The 23,537-nt window shown below is 72.5% G+C and carries 22 protein-coding genes; 7 read left to right on the top strand and 15 right to left on the bottom strand.

What is annotated here, in order from left to right; all coding sequences use genetic code 11:
* The first annotated feature begins 79 nt into the window (after positions 1–79).
* Positions 80–3,634, top strand: coding sequence for an ATP-binding cassette domain-containing protein (locus tag ACQBJO_RS05175; RefSeq protein ID WP_421006917.1), 3,555 nt, complete (start codon positions 80–82; stop codon positions 3,632–3,634).
* 182 nt (positions 3,635–3,816) lie between these two features.
* Here ACQBJO_RS05175 and ilvC read toward each other — a convergent pair whose 3' ends face one another.
* The 3 genes from ilvC to ACQBJO_RS05160 form a co-directional block, all read right to left on the bottom strand.
* The gene (gene ilvC / locus ACQBJO_RS05170) at positions 3,817–4,845 is read right to left on the bottom strand and encodes a ketol-acid reductoisomerase (protein WP_255185693.1); all 1,029 of its coding nucleotides are present in this window, start codon (positions 4,843–4,845) and stop codon (positions 3,817–3,819) included.
* An 83-nt stretch (positions 4,846–4,928) separates the two neighbouring features.
* The gene (ilvN, locus tag ACQBJO_RS05165; RefSeq protein WP_255185692.1) at positions 4,929–5,438 is read right to left on the bottom strand and encodes an acetolactate synthase small subunit; all 510 of its coding nucleotides are present in this window, start codon (positions 5,436–5,438) and stop codon (positions 4,929–4,931) included.
* 11 nt (positions 5,439–5,449) lie between these two features.
* Positions 5,450–7,348 carry an acetolactate synthase large subunit gene (locus ACQBJO_RS05160; protein ID WP_421006918.1) on the bottom strand — a complete coding sequence of 633 codons (1,899 nt, stop codon included), beginning with the start codon at positions 7,346–7,348 and terminating at the stop codon, positions 5,450–5,452.
* A 355-nt stretch (positions 7,349–7,703) separates the two neighbouring features.
* On the opposite strand from ACQBJO_RS05160, the gene ACQBJO_RS05155 reads away from it, so the two are divergent.
* The 3 genes from ACQBJO_RS05155 (at position 7,704) to ACQBJO_RS05145 (ending at position 10,175) form a co-directional block, all read left to right on the top strand.
* Positions 7,704–8,624: a GNAT family N-acetyltransferase gene (locus tag ACQBJO_RS05155; protein WP_421006919.1), complete on the top strand. Its 921-nt coding sequence runs from the start codon at positions 7,704–7,706 to the stop codon at positions 8,622–8,624.
* Positions 8,625–8,713: 89 nt separating this feature from the next.
* Entirely contained in the window at positions 8,714–9,298 is a 585-nt protein-coding gene (locus tag ACQBJO_RS05150; protein WP_421006920.1) for a carboxymuconolactone decarboxylase family protein, read from the top strand.
* Positions 9,299–9,302: 4 nt separating this feature from the next.
* Entirely contained in the window at positions 9,303–10,175 is an 873-nt protein-coding gene (locus tag ACQBJO_RS05145; protein ID WP_421006921.1) for an RNA polymerase sigma-70 factor, read from the top strand.
* Positions 10,176–10,238: 63 nt separating this feature from the next.
* Here ACQBJO_RS05145 and ACQBJO_RS05140 read toward each other — a convergent pair whose 3' ends face one another.
* Positions 10,239–10,682 carry a DUF4189 domain-containing protein gene (locus tag ACQBJO_RS05140; RefSeq protein ID WP_255185687.1) on the bottom strand — a complete coding sequence of 148 codons (444 nt, stop codon included), beginning with the start codon at positions 10,680–10,682 and terminating at the stop codon, positions 10,239–10,241.
* 119 nt (positions 10,683–10,801) lie between these two features.
* Entirely contained in the window at positions 10,802–11,323 is a 522-nt protein-coding gene (locus ACQBJO_RS05135) for a SixA phosphatase family protein (protein WP_255185686.1), read from the bottom strand.
* 143 nt (positions 11,324–11,466) lie between these two features.
* Between ACQBJO_RS05135 and ACQBJO_RS05130 the strand changes: the two genes are divergently transcribed.
* Entirely contained in the window at positions 11,467–12,864 is a 1,398-nt protein-coding gene (locus ACQBJO_RS05130; RefSeq protein ID WP_421006922.1) for a PQQ-binding-like beta-propeller repeat protein, read from the top strand.
* Between the two features lie 115 nt (positions 12,865–12,979).
* The gene (locus ACQBJO_RS05125; protein ID WP_421006923.1) at positions 12,980–13,519 is read left to right on the top strand and encodes a hypothetical protein; all 540 of its coding nucleotides are present in this window, start codon (positions 12,980–12,982) and stop codon (positions 13,517–13,519) included.
* Between the two features lie 115 nt (positions 13,520–13,634).
* Here ACQBJO_RS05125 and ACQBJO_RS05120 read toward each other — a convergent pair whose 3' ends face one another.
* The 4 genes from ACQBJO_RS05120 to ACQBJO_RS05105 are packed head-to-tail and all read right to left on the bottom strand — an operon-like array spanning position 13,635 to position 16,791.
* Positions 13,635–14,552 carry a 2-hydroxyacid dehydrogenase gene (locus ACQBJO_RS05120; protein WP_369694847.1) on the bottom strand — a complete coding sequence of 306 codons (918 nt, stop codon included), beginning with the start codon at positions 14,550–14,552 and terminating at the stop codon, positions 13,635–13,637.
* Positions 14,553–14,576: 24 nt separating this feature from the next.
* Entirely contained in the window at positions 14,577–15,338 is a 762-nt protein-coding gene (locus ACQBJO_RS05115) for a hypothetical protein (protein ID WP_255185682.1), read from the bottom strand.
* Positions 15,335–15,796, bottom strand: coding sequence for a hypothetical protein (locus ACQBJO_RS05110; RefSeq protein ID WP_255185681.1), 462 nt, complete (start codon positions 15,794–15,796; stop codon positions 15,335–15,337). Before ACQBJO_RS05110 ends, ACQBJO_RS05115 begins: the two co-directional genes overlap by 4 nt.
* Positions 15,793–16,791: a WXG100 family type VII secretion target gene (locus ACQBJO_RS05105; protein ID WP_255185680.1), complete on the bottom strand. Its 999-nt coding sequence runs from the start codon at positions 16,789–16,791 to the stop codon at positions 15,793–15,795. Before ACQBJO_RS05105 ends, ACQBJO_RS05110 begins: the two co-directional genes overlap by 4 nt.
* Positions 16,792–16,893: 102 nt before the next feature.
* Here ACQBJO_RS05105 and ACQBJO_RS05100 point away from each other — a divergent pair, with 102 nt between their 5' ends.
* Complete coding sequence (locus tag ACQBJO_RS05100) at positions 16,894–17,397, top strand: hypothetical protein (RefSeq protein ID WP_421006924.1); 504 nt, start codon at positions 16,894–16,896, stop codon at positions 17,395–17,397.
* 80 nt (positions 17,398–17,477) lie between these two features.
* Here the strand turns inward: ACQBJO_RS05100 and gatB are convergent, their stop codons facing one another.
* From gatB to ACQBJO_RS05070, 6 genes are all read right to left on the bottom strand, one after another.
* Positions 17,478–19,052, bottom strand: coding sequence for an Asp-tRNA(Asn)/Glu-tRNA(Gln) amidotransferase subunit GatB (gene gatB / locus ACQBJO_RS05095; RefSeq protein ID WP_255185678.1), 1,575 nt, complete (start codon positions 19,050–19,052; stop codon positions 17,478–17,480).
* 3 nt (positions 19,053–19,055) lie between these two features.
* Positions 19,056–20,570: an Asp-tRNA(Asn)/Glu-tRNA(Gln) amidotransferase subunit GatA gene (gene gatA / locus ACQBJO_RS05090; protein WP_421006925.1), complete on the bottom strand. Its 1,515-nt coding sequence runs from the start codon at positions 20,568–20,570 to the stop codon at positions 19,056–19,058.
* Positions 20,571–20,585: 15 nt separating this feature from the next.
* Positions 20,586–20,882, bottom strand: coding sequence for an Asp-tRNA(Asn)/Glu-tRNA(Gln) amidotransferase subunit GatC (gene gatC, locus ACQBJO_RS05085; protein WP_255185676.1), 297 nt, complete (start codon positions 20,880–20,882; stop codon positions 20,586–20,588).
* Positions 20,883–20,999: 117 nt separating this feature from the next.
* Entirely contained in the window at positions 21,000–21,947 is a 948-nt protein-coding gene (locus ACQBJO_RS05080; protein WP_255185675.1) for a DUF559 domain-containing protein, read from the bottom strand.
* A gap of 231 nt (positions 21,948–22,178) precedes the next feature.
* Positions 22,179–22,991, bottom strand: coding sequence for a carbon-nitrogen hydrolase family protein (locus ACQBJO_RS05075; RefSeq protein ID WP_421006926.1), 813 nt, complete (start codon positions 22,989–22,991; stop codon positions 22,179–22,181).
* Positions 22,988–23,527 carry a type II toxin-antitoxin system RatA family toxin gene (locus tag ACQBJO_RS05070; RefSeq protein ID WP_421006927.1) on the bottom strand — a complete coding sequence of 180 codons (540 nt, stop codon included), beginning with the start codon at positions 23,525–23,527 and terminating at the stop codon, positions 22,988–22,990. The genes ACQBJO_RS05075 and ACQBJO_RS05070 overlap by 4 nt, the downstream gene beginning before the upstream one ends.
* Between the last annotated feature and the right edge of the window lie 10 nt (positions 23,528–23,537).

The raw sequence follows: 23,537 nt of genomic DNA, 5'->3' as shown, positions 1-23,537 counted from the left end.
TGGTACGCCCACACCGTGGGCACCGGGGCCGAAAAATCGGAGGCGCGGTGTCGGTGGGCGGACATAGCCTTGACAGGCCATGACGCAGACCCTCGAGCGGACCGCCGCGACGCCCCAGACCACCGCCGAGCCCCAGCCCCCGGAGCGCACCGTCGACTGGCGCCGGATGCGCTCGCCCGCCGCCGCCGCGGCGCTGGTGTGCTCGGCCCTGGCCGCGATCTCGCTCACCCTCGGCACGGTCGTCGTCGGCCGGCTCGCCGAGACCCCGTCGACCTCCCTCGTCCAGCTCCTCGCGGTCCTCGTCATCGGTGGCGCCCTCGTCGACAACATCGGCAAGGTCGTGTGGGTCGGCCTGTCCGACCGGGCCGAGGGCGTCCTGCGCGACGACCTGCTCGACGCCGCACTCGCCCAGCCGGTCGCGACCCTCTCCGAGCAGGCGGCCGGCGAGATCCTCGACCGCGTCGACGACGACACCCACGAGGTCGGCAACCTCATGCGGTGGCAGGTGTGGATGTTCGCCCGCACCGCCTTCTCCGTCCTGCCGATGTGGATCGTCGCCGGCGTGACGTGGTGGCCGGCGTGGCTGCTCTTCCCGCTGCTCGCCGCGCTCACCTGGCTCGCGGTGCGCCCGTTGCTCGGCGAGATCGCCCGGCGCAAGGTCATCGAGGAGGCCGCCTGGACCGATCACGCGAGCGCTCTCGAGGAGGGCATCGCCGGGCGTGACGACCTGCGCACGAGCCTGGGTCAGGCCCACATGGTCCAGCGCCTCGCGACGCTCACGGCCCGGGTGCACGCCCGCTTCTGCGACGTCGTCGTCCTCGAGAGCCGGCTCGCCCGTCGCGCCGGCCTGCTCCTCCACGCCCTGCTCGCGGGCATCGGCGTGGCCGGCATCGCGCTCGCCGTGACCGAGGCGATCTCCGTCGGCGAGCTGGTCACCCTCTTCATCGTCACCTCGACCTTCGTCGGCCTGATCAGCCAGCTCTCGCACCACCTGCCCGACCTGCAGGCCGGGCTCGGTGCGGTGATCCGACTGCGCCAGATGCTCGCCGTCGAGCCGGAGCCGAAGGGGGGTGCCCCCGTCCCCGCCGGCGCCCAGCTCGCGGTCGAGGTGCGTGGGCTCGACTTCTCCTACGCCGAGGGCAGCTTCGCGCTGCGCGAGGTCACCTTCGACGTGCCCGCGGGCGAGACGGTCGCCCTCGTCGGGCGCACCGGCTCGGGCAAGTCGACGCTCGCCTCCTTCATCTCGCGGGCGGTCGAGCCGCCGCGCGGCAGCGTCTTCGTCGGCGGGGTCGACGTGCGTGACATCGACCTGCAGCTGCTGCGCACCGACGTCGGCGTCGTCACCCAGCGCACCGAGATCATCGCCGGCACCCTGGCCGACAACATCACCCTCTTCGACGACACCCCGCGCGCCGACGTCGAGGACGCCGTGCGCGAGCTCGGGCTCGGCGAGTGGGTCGAGGGTCTGCCCGAGGGGCTCGACACCCTGCTCGGCCCCGGCGGCACGACCCTGTCCTCCGGCGAGGAGCAGCTCGTCGCCTTCGCCCGGCTGCTCGTGCGCGACGTGCGCGTCGTCGTCCTCGACGAGGCGACCGCCCGGATGGACCCGCTCACCGAGCGCCGGGTCGTCTCGGCCGCCGACCGCCTGCTCGTCGGGCGCACCGGCATCCTCATCGCCCACCGGCTCAACACCATCGAGCGGGCACCGCACGTCGTCGTCCTCGACCACGGTCGGGTCATCCAGCACGGGCGCCGCACCGAGCTCGCCCAGGCGGACGGCCCCTTCCGCACGCTCCTGCTCGACAGCCGTGCCGAGGCCGACGTCGACGCGTCGGCGTCCGCGCAGGGCGAGCGCCCCCCTTCGTCCGGCCCCGACGTCGACCACGCCGACCTCGACCCGGTCGGCGGGCGCCGCCGCACGACCACTCCCCCGGACCTGCCCGAGGTCGGCTCCGGGCCGACGCTCGCCCGCGGCATCGCGCACGCGCTGTCGGTGAAGCCGACGTGGGGCATCGCGGGCGCGCTGTGCTTCCTGCTCATGTCGGTGCTCGGCGCGCAGGGTGCGGTCACCGGGCTCGTCTGGGGCACGGTCGTCGAGGACCTGCAGGCCGGGCGCACCCCGACCCTGCTCGGCGGTGTGCTCGTCGGCTGCCTGCTCGTCGTGCCCTTCCTCACCGCATCGGCCTTCTTCCGCTACCCGCGCTGGTGGATCGAGGTCATGCTGCGCACCCGCATGGCGGTGCTCGTCGGCCAGACCCGCACCGAGCGCCTGCCGCGCACGCCCCCGGGCGAGGTCGTCGCCCGCTCGATGGATGCCGACCGCTACGCGCGCTACGCCGACCGGTGGGTCGACTTCATCAACGGCATGGTCATCGCCGCGCTGACCGCGGTGCTCGCGGGCACGTGGGTCGCCGGCGCCGTGCTGCTCGCCGTCATGGTGACCTCGGCGGTCGCCGCGACCTTCGGTCGGCCGATCGCCGGGCGTTCCGCCGCCGCGGCGTCGGCGGCCCGCGCACGCTTCGGCCGCGCGGTCGTCTCCACCCTCGAGTCGGTGCGCACCATCAAGCTCGCCGCGGCGACCCCCTTCGTCCGCCGTCACCTGCGGCAGGTCGACGGTGGCCGGGTCGACGCGGCCGTGCGCGAGCACCGGGTGCAGGCCGTGCTCGACGCCGTCCCGCTCGTCATGGTCCAGTGCGGCGTCGTCGCGACGTGGTGGATCCACGTCTCCGGCGGCTGGGGGCTGGGCACCGCGATCCTCGTCTCGGGCGCGGTCATGGGCTTCGACTGGTTCGGCCGCGTCGCGAGCATGGTCGTCACCGAGGCCCCCGGCACGCGGGCCTGGCAGGTCGAGACCGCGCGCTTCGCCGGCGGTGTCGACCTCATGGACCTGCCCGAGGGCGTCGACCTCGTCGAGGGCACCGCCCCCACGCCGGTCGCCGGCGAGCGCGAGCCGCTACGGCGCCTCGAGCTGCGCGATGTCAGCGTCGTGCACGACGACGGCACGGTGGGTGCGAGCGACATCGACCTGAGCATCGAGCGCGGTCAGCTCGTGCTGCTCGTCGGCCAGGTCGGCTCCGGCAAGTCGAGCCTGCTCGCGGCCCTCGCCGGTCTCGTCGACCACCGTGGTCAGCTGCTGTGGAACGGCTCTCCCGTCACCAACGCGCAGCGCACCCTGCGCCCGGGCCGGGTGGCCCACGTCGCGCAGGTGCCGCGGGTGCTGTCCGGCACCTTCGTCGACAACGTGCGGCTCGGGCACGAGCGCCCCTTCGACGAGCCGGTCGCCCTCGCGCGGCTGAGCGAGGACGTCGCCGCGGCCGGTGGCCCCGACTCGGTCGTCGGTCACCGTGGTGTGCGCCTGTCCGGTGGGCAGGTCCAGCGCCTCGCCCTGGCGCGGGCGCTCGCCACCGAGGCCGAGCTGCTCCTCGCCGACGACGTGTCCTCCGCGCTCGACGCGACGACCGAGATCGCCCTGTGGCGGGGTCTGCGCGAGCGTGGCGCCACCGTCATCGGTGCGACCTCGAAGCGCGCGGCGCTCGAGCAGGCCGACCGGGTCGTCGTCCTCGTCGGCGGCCGGGCCGCCGCCAGCGGCCCGTGGGCCGACCTCGCCCCGACGTGGGGTCACCTCGCCGGCTGACCGTGCGCAGGAGGCCCGGCATTCGCCACGTCCCGGCATGACGAAGGGGGGCGCCCCGGCTGGTGAGCCGGTGGGCGCCCCCGTCGGGGACCCGCCGCGGGGTGTGCGGGCGGGACATCTCGGGTCGCCGTCCCTTCGAGGCTCGGCCGTGGACGGCCTCGCACCTCAGGGAGCGTGGAGGATCAGCGAGCGGCCGAGCCCTCGGTGTAGTCGTCGTCGCCGGACTGCCACGCGAAGTGCGAGCGCAGCGCCTTGCCGGTGGCCTCGATCGGGTGACCGGCCTCCTGCTCGCGCAGCTGCTGGAACTCGACGGCGCCCTTGTCCTGGTCCTCGATGAAGCGCTTGGCGAAGGACCCGTCCTGGATGTCGGCGAGGATGCCCTTCATCGACTCCTTGACCTTGGCGTCGACGACCCGCGGGCCGGAGACGTAGTCGCCGTACTCGGCGGTGTCGGAGATCGACCAGCGCTGCTTGGCGATGCCGCCCTCCCACATGAGGTCGACGATGAGCTTGAGCTCGTGGAGGACCTCGAAGTAGGCGATCTCCGGCTGGTAGCCGGCCTCGGTCAGCGTCTCGAAGCCCGCCTGGACGAGGTGCGACATGCCACCGCAGAGGACGGCCTGCTCACCGAAGAGGTCGGTCTCGGTCTCCTCGGTGAACGTCGTCTTGATGACGCCGGCGCGGGTGCCGCCGATGCCCTTGGCGTAGGAGGCGGCGATGTCCCAGGCCGTGCCGGAGGCGTCCTGCTCGACGGCGATGATGTCCGGGATGCCGCGGCCGTCGACGTACTCACGGCGGACGGTGTGACCCGGTGCCTTGGGCGCGACGAGGATGACGTCGACGCCCTCGGGCGCCTGGATGTAGCCGAAGCGCACGTTGAAGCCGTGGCCGAAGACGAGGACGTCGCCCTCCTTGAGCTCCGGCGCGATGTCGTCGGCGTAGAGGTGACGCTGCACCTGGTCGGGCGCGAGGATGACGATGACGTCGGCCTCGGCGGCGGCCTCTCGCGGCGTGAGGACCTTCAGCCCCTCGGCCTCGGCCTTGGCGCGGCTCTTGCTGCCCTCCTTGAGGCCGACGCGCACGTCGACGCCGCTGTCGCGCAGGTTGAGCGCGTGGGCGTGGCCCTGCGAGCCGTAGCCGATGACGGCAACCTTGCGGCCCTGGATGATGGACAGGTCGGCGTCGTCGTCGTAGATCAGTTCGGCGGCCATGGTGATTCTCCTGGTGTCGTGGTGGTGCAGTCGTGGGGTGGTCGTCATCGTCTCCCGCCACGTCGGACGAGGGACGAAGGGGGTCAGTGTCGGGAGCGGTCGGTGATGGAGCGGGGGCCGCGGCCGATGGCCACGACACCCGACTGGACGAGCTCCTTGATGCCGTAGGGCTCGAGGATCTCGAGCATCGCGGCGATCTTGTCGGAGTTGCCGTAGACCTGCAGGGTCATCGCGTCGGTCGTCGTGTCGACGATCTTCGCCTTGAACATCTGCGCGGTCTCCAGGATCCCGCTGCGGTTGCTCGCCTCGGCGCGCACCTTGACCAGGACGATCTGGCTCGTCACGGAGGCGAGCGGGTCGAGCTCGACGACCTTGAGCACCTCGACGAGCTTGTTGAGCTGCTTGGTCACCTGCTCGAGCGGGAGCTGGTCGACGTCGACGACGACGGTCATCCGGGAGACCTCGGGGTGCTCGGTCGGGCCGACGGCGAGGGAGTCGATGTTGAACCCGCGGCGGGAAAAAAGGGCCGAGATCCGGGCGAGGACGCCGGGCTTGTTCTCGACGAGGACGGAGAGGGTGTGCTTCGTGCTCACGGGTCGCTACCTCACTTGCCGTCGTGGTCGGCGTCGGTGGACTGCTCGATGGCCTCGGACTCCTCGCGGTCCCACACGGGCGCGGCGTCACGGGCGATCTGGATGGCGTCGTTGCTCACGCCGGCCGGAACCATCGGCCAGACCATGGCGTCGCGCTCGACGACGAAGTCGATGACGACCGGGCGGTCGTTGATCGCCATCGCCTGCTCGATCGTCGCGTCGAGGTCCTCGGGGCGCTCGCAGCGCAGGCCGACGCAGCCGTAGGCCTCGGCGAGCTTGACGAAGTCGGGAATCCGGCTGCCGACCGAGGTGTGCAGGTCGGTGTTGGAGTAGCGCTCGTTGTAGAAGAGCGACTGCCACTGGCGCACCATGCCCAGGCTCGAGTTGTTGATGATCGCGACCTTGATCGGGATGTCGTTGATGACGCAGGTGGCGAGCTCCTGGTTGGTCATCTGGAAGCAGCCGTCGCCGTCGATGGCCCACACGACCCGGTCGGGCTCGCCGACCTTGGCGCCCATGGCCGCGGGCACCGAGTAGCCCATGGTCCCGGCACCACCGGAGTTGAGCCACGACTTCGGGCGCTGGTAGCCGATGAACTGCGCGGCCCACATCTGGTGCTGGCCCACGCCCGCGGCGTAGACGGCCTCGGGGCCGGCGATCTCGCCGAGCCGCTCGATGACCTGCTGCGGCATGAGGGCGCCCTCGCCGTGCGAGGTGTAGCCGACCGGGTAGTCCTGCGACCACCGCGTCGTCGTCGCCGACCATTCGCGGTAGAGGTCAGGACCGATGCCGGCGCCCTCGCCTTCGCCCGCCTCGACCGCGGCGATGAGCTCGCTGATGATCGCCTTGGCGTCGCCCACGATCGGGACGTCCGCGACGCGGTTCTTCGAGATCTCGGCCGGGTCGATGTCGGCGTGGATGACCTTGGCCCCCGGCGCGAAGGACGACAGCTGCCCGGTGACCCGGTCGTCGAAGCGCGCGCCGACGGCGATGATCAGGTCGCTGCGCTGCAGCCCGGTCACCGCGGCGACCGAGCCGTGCATGCCGGGCATGCCCAGGTGCAGCGGGTGGCCGTCGGGGAAGGCCCCACGCGCCATGAGGGTCGTGACGACCGGGATGCCGGTGAGCTCGGCCAGGCGACGCAGCTCGGCATCGGCACCGGCGCGGATGACCCCGCCACCGACGTAGAGGATCGGCTGGCGGGAGCCGGCCATGAGGCGCACGGCCTCACGGATCTGCTTGGCGTGCGGACGCGTCACCGGGTGGTAGCCCGGCAGGGCGATCTGCGGCGGCCACGCAAAGGTGGTGGTGGCCTGCAGCGCGTCCTTCGAGATGTCGACGAGGACGGGGCCGGGTCGGCCGGTGCTCGCGATGTGGAAGGCCTCGGCGATGACCCGCGGGATCTCCGCGGCGTCGGTGACGAGGTAGTTGTGCTTGGTGATCGGCATGGTGATGCCGCGGATGTCCGCCTCCTGGAAGGCGTCGGTGCCGATCGAGCTCGAGGCGACCTGCCCCGTGATCGCGACCATCGGGACCGAGTCCATGTGGGCGTCGGCAATGGCCGTGACGAGGTTGGTGGCGCCCGGGCCGGAGGTCGCCATGCACACGCCGACCTTGCCGGTCGCGGAGGCATAGCCCTCGGCCGCGTGGCCGGCGCCCTGCTCGTGGCGCACGAGGATGTGGCGGACCTTGACCGAGTCCATGAGCGGGTCGTAGGCGGGCAGGATCGCCCCGCCGGGGATCCCGAAGACGACCTCGGCACCGACGCTCTCGAGCGCGAGGACGAGGCTCTGCGCTCCGGTCACCTGCTCTGGGGTCGGTCGGGCCTCCGCCCGGCGCGCCAGCGCTGCCGGGGTCGGGGCGCTGCTGGTCGTGTCAGTCACCGTGTGTCCTTCGGTTTGCCGTGCCATCCGTCCTGCTCCTCACATCTTCTCCCGGCATGAAAAAGCCCCTCAGTCCTGGTCCGGACGTGAAGGGCGCGCGCTGCGTCGACGAACGGGTCGTCGCTCAGGCAGCGCGCCGGGGAAGTACGAGGAGGAGGGCCATGCGGACACTCTCTCCCGCCGCGGCCACCGTGTCAATGAATGAGACAACCGCGCCCACCATGTGGGACGCGGCTGTTGGGACCACCCAGCCACAGGCGCCTGACGCAACCCATGGGGACACCCCAACTCTGCAAAACCCTAGGGTTTTGCAGAGTTGGCTGCGCGGTCCCCACGCAAACTCGGGTGACGACAGCAGGACGAAGGGAGGACGCTGGCTCCCATGACCACCGGCACCTCCTTCGCGCTCCCCCGTGGGATCGACCTGCACCCCCGGCCGCTCCGGCCGGACGACGCGGAGGCGGTCGTCGCCCTCGCCCGTGCGGACGAGGCGGAGTCCCTGCCGGAGCCGATGACCGAGCTCGTCGACGTGCAGCGCTCGTGGCGGGCGCCGGACGCCGACCTCGGGCGACGCAGCCTCGGCCTCGTCGACGGTGACGACCTCGTGGCCTATGTCGTCGTCGGCAGGCACGGTCGGCTCGACGCCGTCGTCCCGGCCCGCCTGCGCGGTCGAGGAATCGGCACCGCGCTGCACCGCTGGGCGCGGACGACCGCCGCTGCCCTCGGCGAGCGCGAGGTCGCCCAGACGGTGCCGGTCGGCAGCGCGGCCGAGGCCTTCCTCGTCGCTGCCGGGGCGCACCCGGACTTCGACGCGTGGGTGCTCGAGCTGCCCGCCGAGCGTCGGCTGGAGCCCCAACCGCTCCCCCACGGCCACGACCTCGGCGAGGGGCGGCCCGACGAGATGACCACGGTCCACCGGGTCATCGAGGACGCCTTCGGCGAGTGGCCGGGACGGCAGCCGACGACCTACGAGCAGTGGGCCGCCGACTTCCTCGACGGCGACGAGGCGGCGCCGTGGCACTGCCGGGTCGTCCGTGACCCCGACGGTGTCGTCGTCGGCGTCGCGATGGTCATCGGCAGCAGCGACGGCATGCTCTGGGTCGACGAGCTCGCCGTGCGCGCCGACCGTCGGGGCCTGGGCCTGGCCCGCGCCCTGCTCGCCGACTCCTTCGCCGAGGGGCGCCGGCGCGGCTTGCCCCGGTCCGGCCTGTCGACCGACTCGCGCACCGGCGCGCTCGGGCTCTACGAGCACGTTGGCATGGAGGTGACCGCGACCTTCCGCCGCCTCGCCCTGCCGGTCTGAGCGACGGCCTCCTGTCACACGGGCGGGGCGGGCGGTGTCTCCATGACGAGCGGCCCGACCGGGGCCCGCACCGACGAAGGGAAACCACCGTGCCCAGCTCCTTCCGCATCCCCCGCAACGACATGTCCTCCCCCTTCGGCCGTGTGGTCGTGGCCATCTGCCGACGTCTCTACGGCGAGGTGCCCGACAACGCCTACGTCCTGGCGCACGACCGCAAGGTGGCGTGGAGCGTCTTCGGCTTCGAGCGCAAGGTCGCCCGGTGGGACGCGCTCGACCCCCACCTCAAGGCCTTCGCCGTCATGGCCACCGCGGCGACGATCGGCTGCTCGTGGTGCCTCGACTTCGGCTACTACACGGCCCACGAGGACGGGCTCGACCTCGACAAGGTGCGCGAGGTGCCGCGCTGGCGCGAGTCGGCGGTCTTCACCCCGCTCGAGCGCGAGGTCATGGGCTATGCCGAGGCGATGACCGCGACCCCGCCGCAGGTCACCGACGAGATGTCGGACAGCCTGCGCGAGCAGCTCGGCACCGCGGCCCTCGTCGAGCTGACGATGATGGTGGCGGTGGAGAACGAGCGCTCCCGATTCAACGCCGCCGCCGGACTGGCCAGCCAGGGCTACTCCGACGTCTGCGAGCTGCCGCTCGCACCCACCTCCGGCGACGTGGGACGGTGATCGGGTGAGCACGGACCGCGCCACCGACGCCTGGGTCACCCACCGCAACCTGCTCTTCACCGTCGCCTACGAGATGCTCGGCTCCGCCGCCGACGCCGAGGACGTGCTGCAGGAGGTGTGGCTGCGCTGGTCGCGGGTGACCGACGAGGTCCACGACCCCCGGGCCTATCTCGTGCGGATCACCACCCGCCTCGCGCTCAACCACCTGCGCTCGGCCAGCCGGCGGCGCGAGGACTACGTCGGGCCGTGGCTGCCCGAGCCCCTGCTCACCACCCGCGACGTCGCCGAGGACGTCGAGCTCGCCGAGAGCGTGTCGACGGCGATGCTCCTCGTCCTCGAGACCCTCGCCCCGATCGAGCGGGCGGTCTTCGTCCTGCGCGAGGTCTTCGACCTGCCCTACGACGAGATCGCGACGGCGGTCGGCAAGAGCACCGATGCCGTGCGCCAGACCGCCCACCGCGCCCGGCAGCACGTCGCCGCGTGTCGCCCACGACAGGAGGTGACCGCCGACGAGCAGGCGGCGGTCGTCGAGCGCTTCCTCGCCGCCGTGGCCGGCGACGACCTGCAGTCGCTCGTCGACGTGCTCGCTCCCGACGTCGTCCTGCTCACCGACGGTGGTGGGGTCAAGCAGGCCGCGCTGCGACCGATCCTCGGGGTCGACAAGGTGCTGCGCTTCCTCCGCGGTGTCTACGTCTCCGCGACGCGGGCCCAGGCGGTGGAGGTCAACGGCTCCCCCTCCCTTCGTCTCGAGATCGACGGGGAGCTCGAGGCCGTGGCGACCTTCGCCCTCACCGAAGGGCGGGTGAGCGCCGTCTACATCGTGCGCAACCCGCACAAGCTCGGCGGTCTGGCCGCTGCGACGACGCTCGCCCGCTGACGGGACGGCGCAGGGCCGCCCCGGCGTGGTGCCGGGGCGGCCCTGCGTGCGGAGCGCGGCCGATCAGTAGTAGCGCGTGGTGCACAGCCAGGCGCGGGTCTTGACCGTGCCGCTCGTCGAGTAGCCCTTGGCGCGCTTCTGCGCGAGGCGGATCGTGGGCCACTTCGACGAGCCGTAGGCGCTGGCGTAGCGCACCGGGCGGCCCTTGCTGTCGTACTTGACGGCGACGGCGGCGCAGCCGTTGCGCACCCACACGACGTTCTTGCAGTAGGACGAGTAGCTGTAGTTCTTGCAGCGGGTGAGCGCGAGCCGCTCGGCACCCGAGCGGGTCGACGAGTCGTTCATGAGCCCGACGGCGAGCGTACGGGAGTTGATGGCGATGGCGCCGTAGTAGCTGCGGGTCGCCGTGGTCTCGGCGGTGGGCGCGGCCTGGGCGGGCGTGGCGAGCGTGGCGGCGGTCATGACGGAGGCGCCGAGCACTGCGGCGCGGGTGATGAGTGACTTCATGTGGTGACTCCCCGAGTGATGTGGCGTCCCCTGTGGCCGCCACGCGCAGTATTGCGCCCGGTCACGACGGCGTCCATGGGGAGCGCTCCCCATGGACGTCGGCCACCACGAAGCGTCGGTCAGGGGGTGCGGAAGTCGTCGAGGGCCGCCGCGCCGAAGGCGAGGTCCTCCCAGTGCCCGGAGAATCGCAGGACCGCCGCCGCGCCGGGCGGGAACCCGTCGCTGAGCCGGTCGTGCGCCTCCTCGCTGCCCTCGCCGTCGGCGAGCAGGCTGGCCGCCGCTGGCAGACCGGGAGCGTGCCCGATGACGAGCAGCACGCTCGCGTCGTTGGTCGAGCCGCGGATCACCGACAGCACGTCGTCGGCATCGCCGTTGTAGAGCCGGTGCTCGATCTGCACCTCCGCCTCGGGGCATCCCGCGGCCGCGAGCTCCTGCATCGTCTCGCGGGTCCGCAGGGAGGGCGAGCACATGACCTCGTCGCACCCCAGCCCCTGCTCGCGCAGCCACCGGCCGAGGTCCTGGGCCTGGTCCCGACCGAGGTCGGAGAGCGGCCGCTCGCGATCGTCCTGGCCGGCGCGGCCCGGCTCCGGGTCCGCATGCCGCAGCAGGATCAGGGTCCGGTCCTCTGCTGACGTCGTCATGATCCGAGTGTGGCCCGGAGCACACGAGCGCGCCACTCCTTGACAGCCGGGCCGCAGGTGTGGCGCCGGGTGGTCGCACCCGGGCGCCGCGGCGCGGCGCGGCGCCCGGGAAGCGCGCGGCAGCAGACCTAGACTCGGGCACCATGAAGCGCGCTGCCCTCGACCGTCTCGAGCGGCACGCCCTCCTCGGCGGCATCGGCGTCGCGATCCTCGGCGCGGCACTGCTCGTCGCGGCCGTCGCCGCCCAGCTCGGCCCGGCGCCCTATGTCGCCGGTGCGGTCCTGCTGGCCACCGGTCTGTGCCTCGTGCTGGTGCGGCTGGTCCGCCACCGCACGGCCCTGCTCGCCTCCTGCGTCGCCGTCGCCCTCGTCGTCGGGGCCGGGGCCTGGCTCGGTCTGCACGGGCTGCCGGGCGAGCCCGACCACTGGGAGGACACGACCACCGGCAACCGGCACCTCGCCGAGGGGACCTTCCGTGACGGCAACGTCCTCTTCAACGACGGGACCGCCCAGGAGGTGAGTACCGGCACCGTGCTCTGGCGGGTGCCCAAGGGCAGCCGGGTGCTCACGACGACGGACGAGGTCGTCATCCTCAGCGAGCCCACCGATGACCCGGACCAGCCGCGGGTCATCGCCCGCAAGCTCGACTCCGGCCACCAGGTCTGGTGGGCCGAGGTGGGGGCCAAGGTCGCGGCGGTCGCGGACTTCGAGGGTGTCCTCGTCGTCACCTCGCGCCGCGGCACGACCGGCCTCGACCTCGCCTCCGGCGTGGAGGTGTGGACCACCCCACGGGTGGGCGGCACCGAGTGCCGACATGGTGCACCCCGCCGGATCAGCGGGGCCGACCTCGAGCAACGGGCCGTCTTCCTCCCTTCGTCCCTGCGGGGGTCGACGACCGTCGACGCCGTGCGGGTCAGCGACGGCACCGCCATCGCCCGCGACCTCGGCTGCGCCGACGCGGGCCGGGTCATCGACTCCACGATCGTCCAGCACGGGACCGACCGGCTCATCGGCCGCTCGGCCCTCACCGGCGAGGTCACGTGGGAGCGGCCCGACACCGGCAGCCTGCGCGAGGTGCAGCTCGCCGATGCCGGCGGGGTCATCTACGTGGCCGAGGAGAGCAAGGGTCGCATCGAGGCCTACCGCACGCTCAACCTGCACACCGGGGACGAGGGCCGCTCGGCGCCGCCGGCCGGCTGGACCGTCGACCGCGACACCATCGGTCGCCAGCGCGCCGACGTGCTCTGGCAGCCGGTGCACGCGCCCGGCCGGGCCGGCCTGTGGCAGGTGGGCACGAGCCGGGTCGTCACCGTGCCCGGCACCGAGCGCATCGACGTCGCCGAGGCCGACACGAGCGGCTGGGCCGCCGTCGTCGGCGAGACGACCGATGCCGTCGGCACGCGCATCCCCTCGACCTGGGCGGTCTCGCCCGAGGGCACGGTCCACGGGCCCTTCGACGGGGCCGGCGCCGGGCCAGAGGGCGACTCGAGCATCGCCGAGGGTGTGCTGCGGGTCGGCACCCGCGTCTACCCGCTGGACTGAAGAGTAAGCAATCAGTCAGGTTTTCGTTGCGGCGCAACCGAACCCGCGCCGAGGACGTCTCCCCTGCCGACACACCGAGCAAGGGGCTCGGTGGATGACATCAGGGAGACACACCATGCAGCTCACGCGCACCGCCGCCACCGTCCTGTCCGCCACCGCCGTCGCCGCCGGCCTGGCCGCAGCGGCCACCCCGGCCCAGGCCCAGACCTCCGAGCTCGCCAACTCGACCTACAGCGAGGCAGTCGTCGTGGGGTCGATCGACGGCTTCAGGGGCAACCGCCACCAGTTCGCCCTCAGCACCACCTACGGCAACATCGACAGCGGCAGCAAGATCCGCTCGTGGTACTGCCCCAGCGGTGCGAGCATCACGCCGACCTGGGCCTCGTCGCGCTGCACCCTCCGCTCGACATACAAGCTGGTCAACTTCGTCGAGGAGGGGTATCCGTATGACATCGGCACGGTGAGCTCGACGGGCCGGTCGGCCCAGCAGATCGGCGAAGTGCGCGGCAAGAGCGTCAACTCCACGGCGCAGCGCGACCTGTGGGTCGAGCTGTCGATCTTCGCGCACGAGGGCGACCCCTACGAGCTGCGGGGCACCGTCGGCGACCGCTCGCTGCAGTCCTCGCCGCGCTACGCCTGGTTCGTCAAGGGCTGACCCACGAGGCGGCCGACCCACGACTCGTCCCCGGTGCGCCTGCGTGCCGGGGACGACGTTTGCTCAACCCGGCGCGCACGCCGCCGAGGTCATGCGGCGGGCGTCGTGCGGCGGATCAGCCCGCGTGGACGATGTTGATCGGGGCCTCGCCAGCACCGAGCGCGGCGAGCTGACGGCGCAGCATGGCGACCGCCCGGGGGCGGAAGGCCTCGGTGACACCGCCGACGTGGGGACTGATGATGACGCCCGGCGCGCTCCACAGCGGGTGGCCGTCGGGCAGCGGCTCGGGGTCGGTGACGTCCAGCGCGAAGCGCAACCGGCCCGCGTGGCGCAGGGCCGCCTCGGTGTCGAGCGCCGGCCCGCGGCCGACGTTGACGACGAGCGTGCCGTCGGGCAGGGAGGACAGCAGCTCCTCGCCGAGGATGTGGTGCGTCGCGTCGGAGCCGGGCAGGACCGAGACGATGATGTCGTGCTGCGGTGCGAGAGAGGCGAGCTCGTCGACCCCGTGCACCGCCTCGACGAGGTCGTCCCCGGCGCGCGCCCGCGAGGCCACCGCCGTGACCGACGCCTCGAAGGGCATGAGTCGCTCGACGATCGCCCGACCCACCGAGCCGTAGCCGAGGAGCAGCACCCGCTTGTCGGCCAGGCCCGGGCGCACGTGGCGGGAGGTCCACTCCCCCTGCGCCTGGGCGCGCGCGAAGTCGTCGAACCCACGCTGCGAGGCGAGGACGAGGGTCAGGGCGAGCTCTGCGGTGGCCGCGTCGTGGACCCCCTTCGCGTTGGCGAGGGAGACGCCCTGCGGCAGGACCGGCAGCATGTTGTCGAAGCCGGCCGACAGCAGCTGCACGAGCCGCACCGACGGCTGCTCGGCCACGACGGCGACGCCCGCGGGCTTGGTCATGTAGGGCGCGATGTAGACGTCCACCGGCTCCTGCGGCGGAGCCTCCTGCGGGTCCCAGACGACGGAGTTCACGCCGTCGACCGGACCCACCGCGTCGCGCCAGCTGCTGTCGGGGAAGGAGACGGTGACCATGCGCGCCATGTTAGGTGGCGCAGGTCACGCAGGCGGCGGCGTCCGACCCGTGACCAGCCCGGGACGCATCGCCTCGACGAGCCGGACGAGAACGGACACGGGGCTGACCTCTCGGATCTCGAGCGCGTCACCGCCCACGGCGTCGATCGCGAGCACCCCGTTGCGCAGCACGACGACGTCGAGACCGTCCTCGACGAGTTCCCCGTCGGGGAGGCGGCCGGTCACCCGCACCCGCCAGTGGCGCCACGACTCCTGCTGCAGCAGCATCGCGATCTGCCCGGCGGTCGCGTCTGCGGGCAGTGCCACCTCGGAGTCGCGCCAGAGCAGGGCGGTCACCTGGGACGAAGGGAGGGCCACGGCCTCGCCGAGCCCGAGGCCGCGCCGGGCACCCACCTGCATCATCTCGAGCAGGGAGATCGGCAGGAGCGTCGCGAGCACGGGGAGCACCTGGCGCTCCTGTTCCGGCACCTCGGCCCCGCCGCCGTCCCAGCGGCCGGGCTGTGTGTCGAGCAGGAGCAGTCCCCGCGCGCCGTCGGAGCTCGCCGAGGCCCCGACCGCCACGCCGTCGCTGCTGCGACCGACCATGTCGATGCCGAGGGTGGCCTCGATGTGGGCGCGCAGGCTCCAGTGGACCTCGCTGGTCACGGGCGAGGACTGATCGGCGCCGAGCAGCGCCGCGAAGGCCTCGGGGTCGGGAGCCGCCGCGGTGTCGACGAGCGCGACCCAGCCGTCGTCGTCGACGAGCAGGCGGCCGTCGTCGAAGCGCACACCGGTCGTGCCGCTCATGCCTGCGCCTCCCTGTCGACGCGCAGACCGGCGGCGACCTCGCGCACGGCGTCCACGACATCGGGCAGGGCCAGGACCGGCACCGTCACGCTCGTGGTGATCACGCGGTCGCCCTGCCGGAGGGTCACCTGGTGGAGCACGACGCCCACCTCGGCGACCCGGTGGTGGACCCAGCGCACGAGACTCGCGTCGGACTGCGTCTCGTCGACGAGGTGCGCATCGGTGAGCATGGCGCCCATCGCCTGCCACGTCTGCTCGGCGAGCGTCGCCCACGGGGTGTCCGCGGGGACCTGGTCCTGGGTGACGACGACGTTGCTGCGGAAGGCGACCGGCTCGAAGGGGGCGCCCCACGCCGCGACGACGTCGTCGACGTCGTCGCTGAGGTCCTCCCAGGTTGCCGGGACGAGCAGGCTCGCCCCGATCGACGGGATGTCGCGTCGCTGCAGCTCGTCGGTCACCACAGGCCCAACTTATCGCCGACCCACGAGGCGCCGTCGGCCGCGGCGCTGCCGATGGCCGAGCCGAGCTCGCTGCCCGCGACACCACCGATGATGCCTCCGGCGACGCCACCGATGGCGGCTCCGACCGGGCCGCCGATGAGTCCACCGACGATGGCTCCCCCCTTCGCCCCGGCCATGGCCATGCCCAGCGTGGTGCCGCCGGACACCAGGCCGTTGGTCACCGCCCGGGTGCCGCGCTCGGCGTCACCGATCGACGGGTCGCCCATGTCCTCGGCCCACTGCCCGAACCCACCGATGAGACCGGACAGGCCCGCACCGACCGGGCCGGAGACCTTGGCGAACTTGCTCCACCGGGCGAAGCCGGCGACGTTGCGGGCCGCCTGCGATCCCCCCTTCGGGATCCAGCTGGAGTCCTTGCCGAAGAGCGAGGCGCGCTGCATCCACGGGAGCTTGGAAAAGGGGCTGCCGGGCTTGTGCCCGAGGAAGCCGTATCGGCCGTTGGGCAGGCGGCCACGGGGGTTGAACTGGCCGTACTTCCACATACCGACGCCGGCGAGGATGCCACCGAGGTCGCCGAGTCGGTCGAGCCCGAAGCCGAGGTGGTCGAGGATGTTGCCGACGTCGTCCCACATCGTGTTGGCCGAGCCGGGACCGCCCGGGCCAGCCGGCAGGCCACCGGGGCCGGCGTGGAGCCCACCGCCGGGACCACCGCCGATCCCCCTGCCCTGCGAGGTCGTGTCCTGCGAGTCGGCCTGCTCGATGAGCTGGTCGGCGAAGCTCGACAGGCGCGCAGACGCTGACTCCAGCGCTGGCTGGGCCCGCGCCCAGCTCGTGGCGAAGGCCTCGAGGTCCGGCCCCTCCCACGCGCCCTGCAACGTGGTCAGCCCGGCCGTGCCCGCCTCGCCGACCTCTGCGGCGCGACGCGCCTCGCGGCGCAGCTGGCCACCGATCTGCCGGACCCGGACCGGGTCCATCCCGTGCGTGACGGTCATGCGCTCTCCTTCTGCGATCGTCCCGGACCACGCTAGCCATCGGGACCGTCCACGACGATGGGGAGCACTCCCCGCCGACGGCACGTCGCCTACCCTGTGGCCATGTCGCGCACCCCGGACCCGGACGAGACCCTCGCCGCCTGGCGCGCGACGATCGCCGCAGGGGACGCGGTCGTCATCCGGCAGAGCCGCGCCCAGGCCGTCGGCTACCTCCTGCTCGTCGTCGGGCTCACCGCCGTCTGCGTCTGGGTCCTCCTCCGTGGCGACGGCTGGTGGCTGCGCACGGCGCTCATGTGGGCCGGGGTCCTCCTCTTCGGGGTCCTCGGCATCCCTGTCCTCGCGCGGCAGGTCGTCAGAGGCGAGCAGCCCGTCGTCCGGGTCACGGCCACGACGGTCAGCGTCGGGGACGAGACGCTGCCGCTGTCGCAGATCACCTGGGTGCGTCGGCACGACGGCACGTACGGCGAGGTGGCTGCCGACCGATCGGGTGGGGTGAGCGTCTTCCGCGGCGAGGAGCACATCCTCGAGATCCCGCTGCCGCCGTCGGTTCCCACCGGGGCGGTCGAACGCCTCCTGCTGCCGGACGGACAGCCGCGCGGGGGCTGACCGCTCCACGGCCGGCTCCACGACGAAGGGGGCGGTGCCGGGTCGACCCGGCACCGCCCCCCCCCTTCGTGCTGCCTGCGTCAGGCGCCGAGCTTGGCGAGGATGAGCTCGCGGGCCTTGCCGGCGTCGGCCTGGCCCTTCATCTCCTTCATCACCTGACCGATGAGCGCACCCGCGGCCTGGACCTTGCCGCCGCGGATCTTGTCGGCGACGTCGGGGTTGGCCTCGATGACCTTGTCGATCGCTGCCTCGAGCGCACCGTCGTCCTGGACGAGCTCGAGCCCGCGGGCGTCGGCGACGGCGGTCGGGGTGCCCTCGCCGTCGAGGACACCCTCGAGGACCTGACGGGCCATCTTGTCGTTGAGGCGACCGGAGCCGACGAGCGACTCGAGCTCGGCGACGTGCTCGGGCGTCACACCCGTCTGCTCGGCATAGGTCGCGAGGTCGACGCCCTCGGTGTTGGCGCGACGCGAGGGCTCGCCGAGCCACCACTTGCGGGCAGCCTGCGGCTTGGCGCCGGCCGCGACGGTGGCCTCGATGAGCTCGGTGGCACCGGCGTTGAGCACGTCACGCATCTCGAGGTCGGAGTAGCCCCACTCCCCCTGCAGCCGCTTGCGGCGCTGCGCCGGCGGCTCGGGCAGGGTGGCGCGCAGCTCCTCGACCCACTCACGGCTCGGGGCGACCGGCACGAGGTCGGGCTCGGGGAAGTAGCGGTAGTCCTCGGCGTCGGACTTCTCGCGGCCGCTCGTCGTCACGCCGGTGTCCTCGTGCCAGTGGCGCGTCTCCTGCAGGATCGAGCCGCCCTCGGTGAGCACGGCCGCGTGGCGGCAGACCTCGTAGCGGACCGCGCGCTCCACGGAGCGAAGGGAGTTGACGTTCTTGGTCTCGGTACGGGTGCCGAGCGGGACGTCGAGCTGGGCCTGGTTGGAGGGATCAGCCGGGTCGCCCGCCTTCGGGCGAAGCGAGAGGTTGACGTCGCAGCGCATCGAGCCCTGCTCCATCTTCACGTCGGAAACGTCGAGGGCGCGCAGCAGATCACGCAGCGCGGCGACATAGGCCTTCGCCACCTCGGGAGCCCGCTCGCCCGCGCCGACGATCGGGCGGGTGACGATCTCGATGAGCGGGATGCCGGCGCGGTTGAAGTCGACGAGCGAGTACTCGGCGCCCTGGATGCGACCGGTGGAGCCACCGATGTGCATGCTCTTGCCGGTGTCCTCCTCCATGTGGGCGCGCTCGATCTCGACCCTGAAGGTCTCCGTGCCCTCGCCCGAGGCGGCCGGGATCTCGACATCGAGGTAGCCGTCGAAGGCGATCGGCTCGTCGTACTGCGAGGTCTGGAAGTTCTTCGGCATGTCCGGGTAGAAGTAGTTCTTCCGGGCGAAGCGGCACCAGTCGGCGATCTGGCAGTTGAGCGCCAGGCCGATGCGGATCGCGGACTCGACACCGGTCGCGTTGACGACCGGCAGCGCGCCGGGCAGGCCGAGGCAGACCGGGCAGGTCTGGGTGTTGGGCTCGGCGCCGAAGACCGTGGCGCAGCCGCAGAACATCTTCGTCGCGGTGCCGAGCTCGACGTGCACCTCGAGACCCATGACGGGGTCGAAGGTGGCGAGGGCCTCGTCGTAGCCGAGGACCGCGTCGGTGGTGGTCGTCGCCATGTCTCAGGCTCCCTTCGTGATGGCCAGCTCTGGGGCCTGCTCGAGCAGGTGCCCACCCCAGGCGGAGACGAGGCGCTGCTCGAGGGCGGCGCCGACGGTGTAGAGGCGGTCGTCGGCCATGGCCGGCGCGAGGACCTGGAAGCCCGCGGGCAGACCGTCCTCGGCGAGACCGCTCGGCAGGGACATGCCGGGCACGCCCGCGAGGTTGGCCGGGATCGTCGCGATGTCGCCGCGGTACATCGCCAGCGGGTCGTCGGACTTCTCGCCGAAGCGGAAGGCGGTCGTCGGGGCCGTCGGCGAGACGAGGACGTCGGCGGTCTCGAAGGCCCGCGCGAAGTCGTCGGCGATGAGGCGGCGGACCTTCTGCGCGCTGCCGTAGTAGGCGTCGTAGTAGCCCGACGAGAGGGCATAGGTGCCCAGGATGATGCGGCGCTTGACCTCGTCGCCGAAGCCGGCGTCACGGCTGGCGGCCATGACCTGCTCCGCGCTCGGGGCGTCGACGCCCTCGGGCCCGACCCGCAGGCCGTAGCGCATCGCGTCGAAGCGGGCGAGGTTGCTGCTCGCCTCGCTCGGCATGATCAGGTAGTAGGCGCCGAGCGCGTGGACGACGTTGGGCATCGAGACCTCGACGACCTCGGCACCCGCGTCGACGAGGTGCTGCACCGACTCGTCGAAGCGCGCCTGGACGAGCGGCGAGAAGCCCTCGCCGGTGAGCTCGCGGACGATGCCGATCTTCATCCCGGCGACGTCGGCACGCTGCGCGGCACCGACGACATCGGGCACCGGCTGGTCGACCGAGGTCGAGTCGAGCGGGTCGTGCCCGGCCATGACCTCGTGCAGCAGCGCCGTGTCGAGGACGGTGCGGGCGCAGGGGCCGGCCTGGTCGAGCGAGGAGGCCATCGCGATGAGGCCGTAGCGGGAGACGCCGCCGTAGGTCGGCTTGACGCCGACCGAGCCGGTGACGGCCGCGGGCTGGCGGATCGAGCCACCGGTGTCGGTGCCGGTCGCCAGCGGCGCCTGCCACGAGGCGACGACCGCGCTGGAGCCACCACCGGAGCCGCCGGGGATGCGCTCGAGGTCCCAGGGGTTGCGGGTCAGGCCGTAGGCCGAGTGCTCCGTCGAGGAGCCCATGGCGAACTCGTCCATGTTGGTCTTGCCGAGGATCGGCAGGCCGGCCGCCTTGAGCTTGCTGACGACGGTCGCGTCGTAGGGCGGGATCCAGCCCTCGAGGATCTTCGAGCCGGCGGTCGTCGGGATGCCGGTCGTCGTCATGACGTCCTTGACGGCGATCGGGACACCGGCGAGGCGGTGGAGGCTCTCCCCCTTCGCCCGGCGCTCGTCGACGGCGCGGGCCTCGGCGAGGGCGGACTCGCCGGCGACGTGGAGGTAGGCGCCGACCTGCTCGTCGACACCCTCGATGCGGTCGAGGTGGGCGCGGGTGATCTGCTCGGAGGAGAGGTCACCGGAGGCCAGCGCGTCGGCGAGCGCGGCAGCGGTCATGCGGGTGGGGTCGCTCACGTGGGGTCCTTCGGCTCAGTCTTCGGTGAGGATGCGCGGCACGGCGAAGCGCTCGACCTCGGAGGCCGGCGCCATGGCCAGGGCCTCCTCGGGGGTCAGCGACGGGCGCACCTCGTCCGGGCGGGTGACGTTGACGATCGGCATCGGGTGGCTCATCGGCTCGACGCCCTCGATCGGAGCCTGCTGCACGGCCTCGACGGAGGAGATGATGGTCGCGAGCTCGCCGACCATGCGGTCGAGCTCGGCGTCGGAGAGGTCGATACGGGCCAACGAGGCCAGATGGGCCACGTCGTCGCGAGAGAGGTCAGCCATGAAGGACAGTCTAGGTTCCGGCGAAGGGGGCGGCGTCCCCGGTCGTCGCGGACCCAGAGGTGACCTCCGGGTACGACGATCACCTGCGTCGGAGGGGCCCGACTCTCCACCGGGATGTCAGGGCTCGCCGGGTCGGCGACCGGGACCTGGTCGTCGTACCCGCAGGTCACATTGCTCCATGGTGCGGATGACCACCGCCCGCACCCACTCGGGCCGGTACATCACCATCTCCCAGGTGAAGCGCAGCACCAACCATCCCTGCGCGATGAACCGGTCGTAGCGATAGCAGTCCTTCTCGAGGCCGTCGAGCTGGCCGTGCCACTCGAAGGAGTCCGCTTCCAGCACGAGACGCAGCTCCTCGTCCGCCAGGTCCACGGTGCCGACCTTGCCCTCGTCGTCATGGATCTCCACCTGTGGTCTGACCTGCAGACCGGGGATGTCCGACACGATCCAGCGCAGGACGGACTCGAAGGGATTGGCGGCCTCGGAGCTGGCCATGCCGATGACCGACTCGGCACGAGAGCGGTAGAGGTTGGGCAGACCTGCAGCAGCCAGCAGGAGCTCGTCCTGGGTCACCATGCCCTCGCGCAGCGCCGAGTCGACGATCGCGAGCGCCTCGTCCTGGGGTAGCTGACCGGCGCAGTCGAGCGCGGTCCGGACCCGGTCGGTGACCCAGCCGTCGTCGCGATCACCTGCGGGGACATCGCGGTACCGCACGTCAATGCGCCGGCGGACGCTCGCTGGAACGGCACGCCCGCGAGGCACGGCCACCTGTGGGCGGGTCGGATACCACTTCATCCGCCACCCCCAGCGAGCCGCCGCGGACTGCAGGACCGCCGTCCCAGACATCTGGTGAGCGGCCCGGCGCGCGGTCTGGGCCACGTCCTCGAGCGAGACGCGCTCCCCGATCGATGGCACGAAGGGGAGGGCGTAGCGGCCCCGGCTGTGCCGGACGACGCGCTGCCCGGCCAGGGCCCGACGCAGTGCACCCTCGGTGACATGGGTCAGCAGCTCTGCTCGCGTGGCAACTCCCCCGAGCTGTGTGATGACCTCCTCCGGCTGCATGCCTCGATCTTGCGGGCATCGGCCGCCCGCGTGCTCCCGCTTGTCCACAGCCCACGGTCAGACCTGCCCGCAGGCCGAGCGGAGTGACCTGCGGGTACGACGATCACCTCTGCGCAACACCTCCGAACAACCCCTGGAAGGTCAGGGGCCCCGGCACACTCATGTCGGCACCTGATCGTCGTACCCGCAGGCAACCCCGGGACGCAGGTCTGCGGGAGCGACGGGCGCTCGCTAGAGGACCGGGATGGTCTCGCGGGTGCGGGACACCGTCTCGTGGTCGACCTCGACGACGAGCAGGTCCTCCCCGCCACCGAGCCGCGCCCGCACCTCGCCGGTCGGGTCGGCGAGCGCGGAGCGACCGATGCCATAGGGACCGCGCACCGACTCCGGGGTCCAGGCCTGCCCGACGGCGAGCAACCAGGCCTGGGCGTCGTGCGCGCGAGCCCGGGTGAGCAGGTCCCACTGGCTCGCCTTGCCGGGCCCGTCCCCCCACGAGGCGGGCAGCACAACGAGCTCGGCACCACGCCGACCCAGCTCGGTGAAGTGGTCGGCGAAGCGCACGTCGTAGCAGGTGGCCAGGCCGACGGACCAGCCGTCGACCTCGACGGTGCGCACCTCGTCGCCGGGCGCCACCGTGTCGGACTCACGGCTGCCGAAGGCGTCGTAGAGGTGGATCTTGCGATAGGTCGTCTCCTCGACGCCACCGCCGGTGACGAGCAGCGTGTTGTGCACCCGCGAGCGCCCCCTGCCCTCGGCGGTCGTGATCTCGTCGGCGGGGGTGAACATGCCGACGACGAGGGTCACGCCGTGCCGCGCAGCCACCTCGCGCACCCCGTCGGCAAAGCGCCCGTCGAGGGGCTCGGCGGCGGTGTCGAGCCGACCGGCGAAGGAGGCCATCGCCGCCTCGGGGTGGATGACGAGCCGGGCACCGGCGTCCGCGGCCCGGGCGGTCCACTCCCCGAGCGTGACGAGGTTGGCGGCCGGGTCACCGGTGGCGGACCACTGGCATCCGGCCAGACGCATGACGGACGAAGGGGAGGTCACGCTGCTCCCCCCTTCGAACTGGAGTCGGCCCCGGCACGACGGGCCATGTCCGCCCGGGCCGCGGCGAGCACCACCTCGTCACGGCACCCGGCCGCGAAGCCCTCGATGCGACGGGAGATCTCCCGGCCGAGGAGCCGCTGGCCGATGGCGTGGGCGATCCGCTGGAGCAGACGGGGACGCAGCCGCACGTCGTAGGTGTACTTCCAGACCGCGAGCGCGCCGTCGCCGTCGGGCTGGAAGCGCCACCCGCCGCCGAAGCGCTCGAAGAACCACGGGCCGCTGACCATCGTCATGCCCACGGAGGTCGGCGGGCGCCACGAGACGTACTCGCTGACCATCGACGGCGACAGCGGTCCGAGGAAGGAGGTCCGGGTGAAGGTGCGCACCCCCACGCCCGGCTCGCTCGCCCCGTCGAGGAAGTGCTGCTCGCGGATGAAGGGGTCCCATCGCCTGCGGACCGACCCCGTCGTCTGCGACACGGCGTAGGCGAGCTCCGGCGGGACCGGCACGTGCACATCTGCGCTGACCTGCGGCATGCCTCCACCT

This window comes from Janibacter zhangyanbonis, assembly GCF_050507325.1.
GTDB lineage: Bacteria > Actinomycetota > Actinomycetes > Actinomycetales > Dermatophilaceae > Janibacter.
Note: the sequence above shows the minus strand (reverse complement) of the source record. Positions and strands in the feature narration are given on the sequence as shown.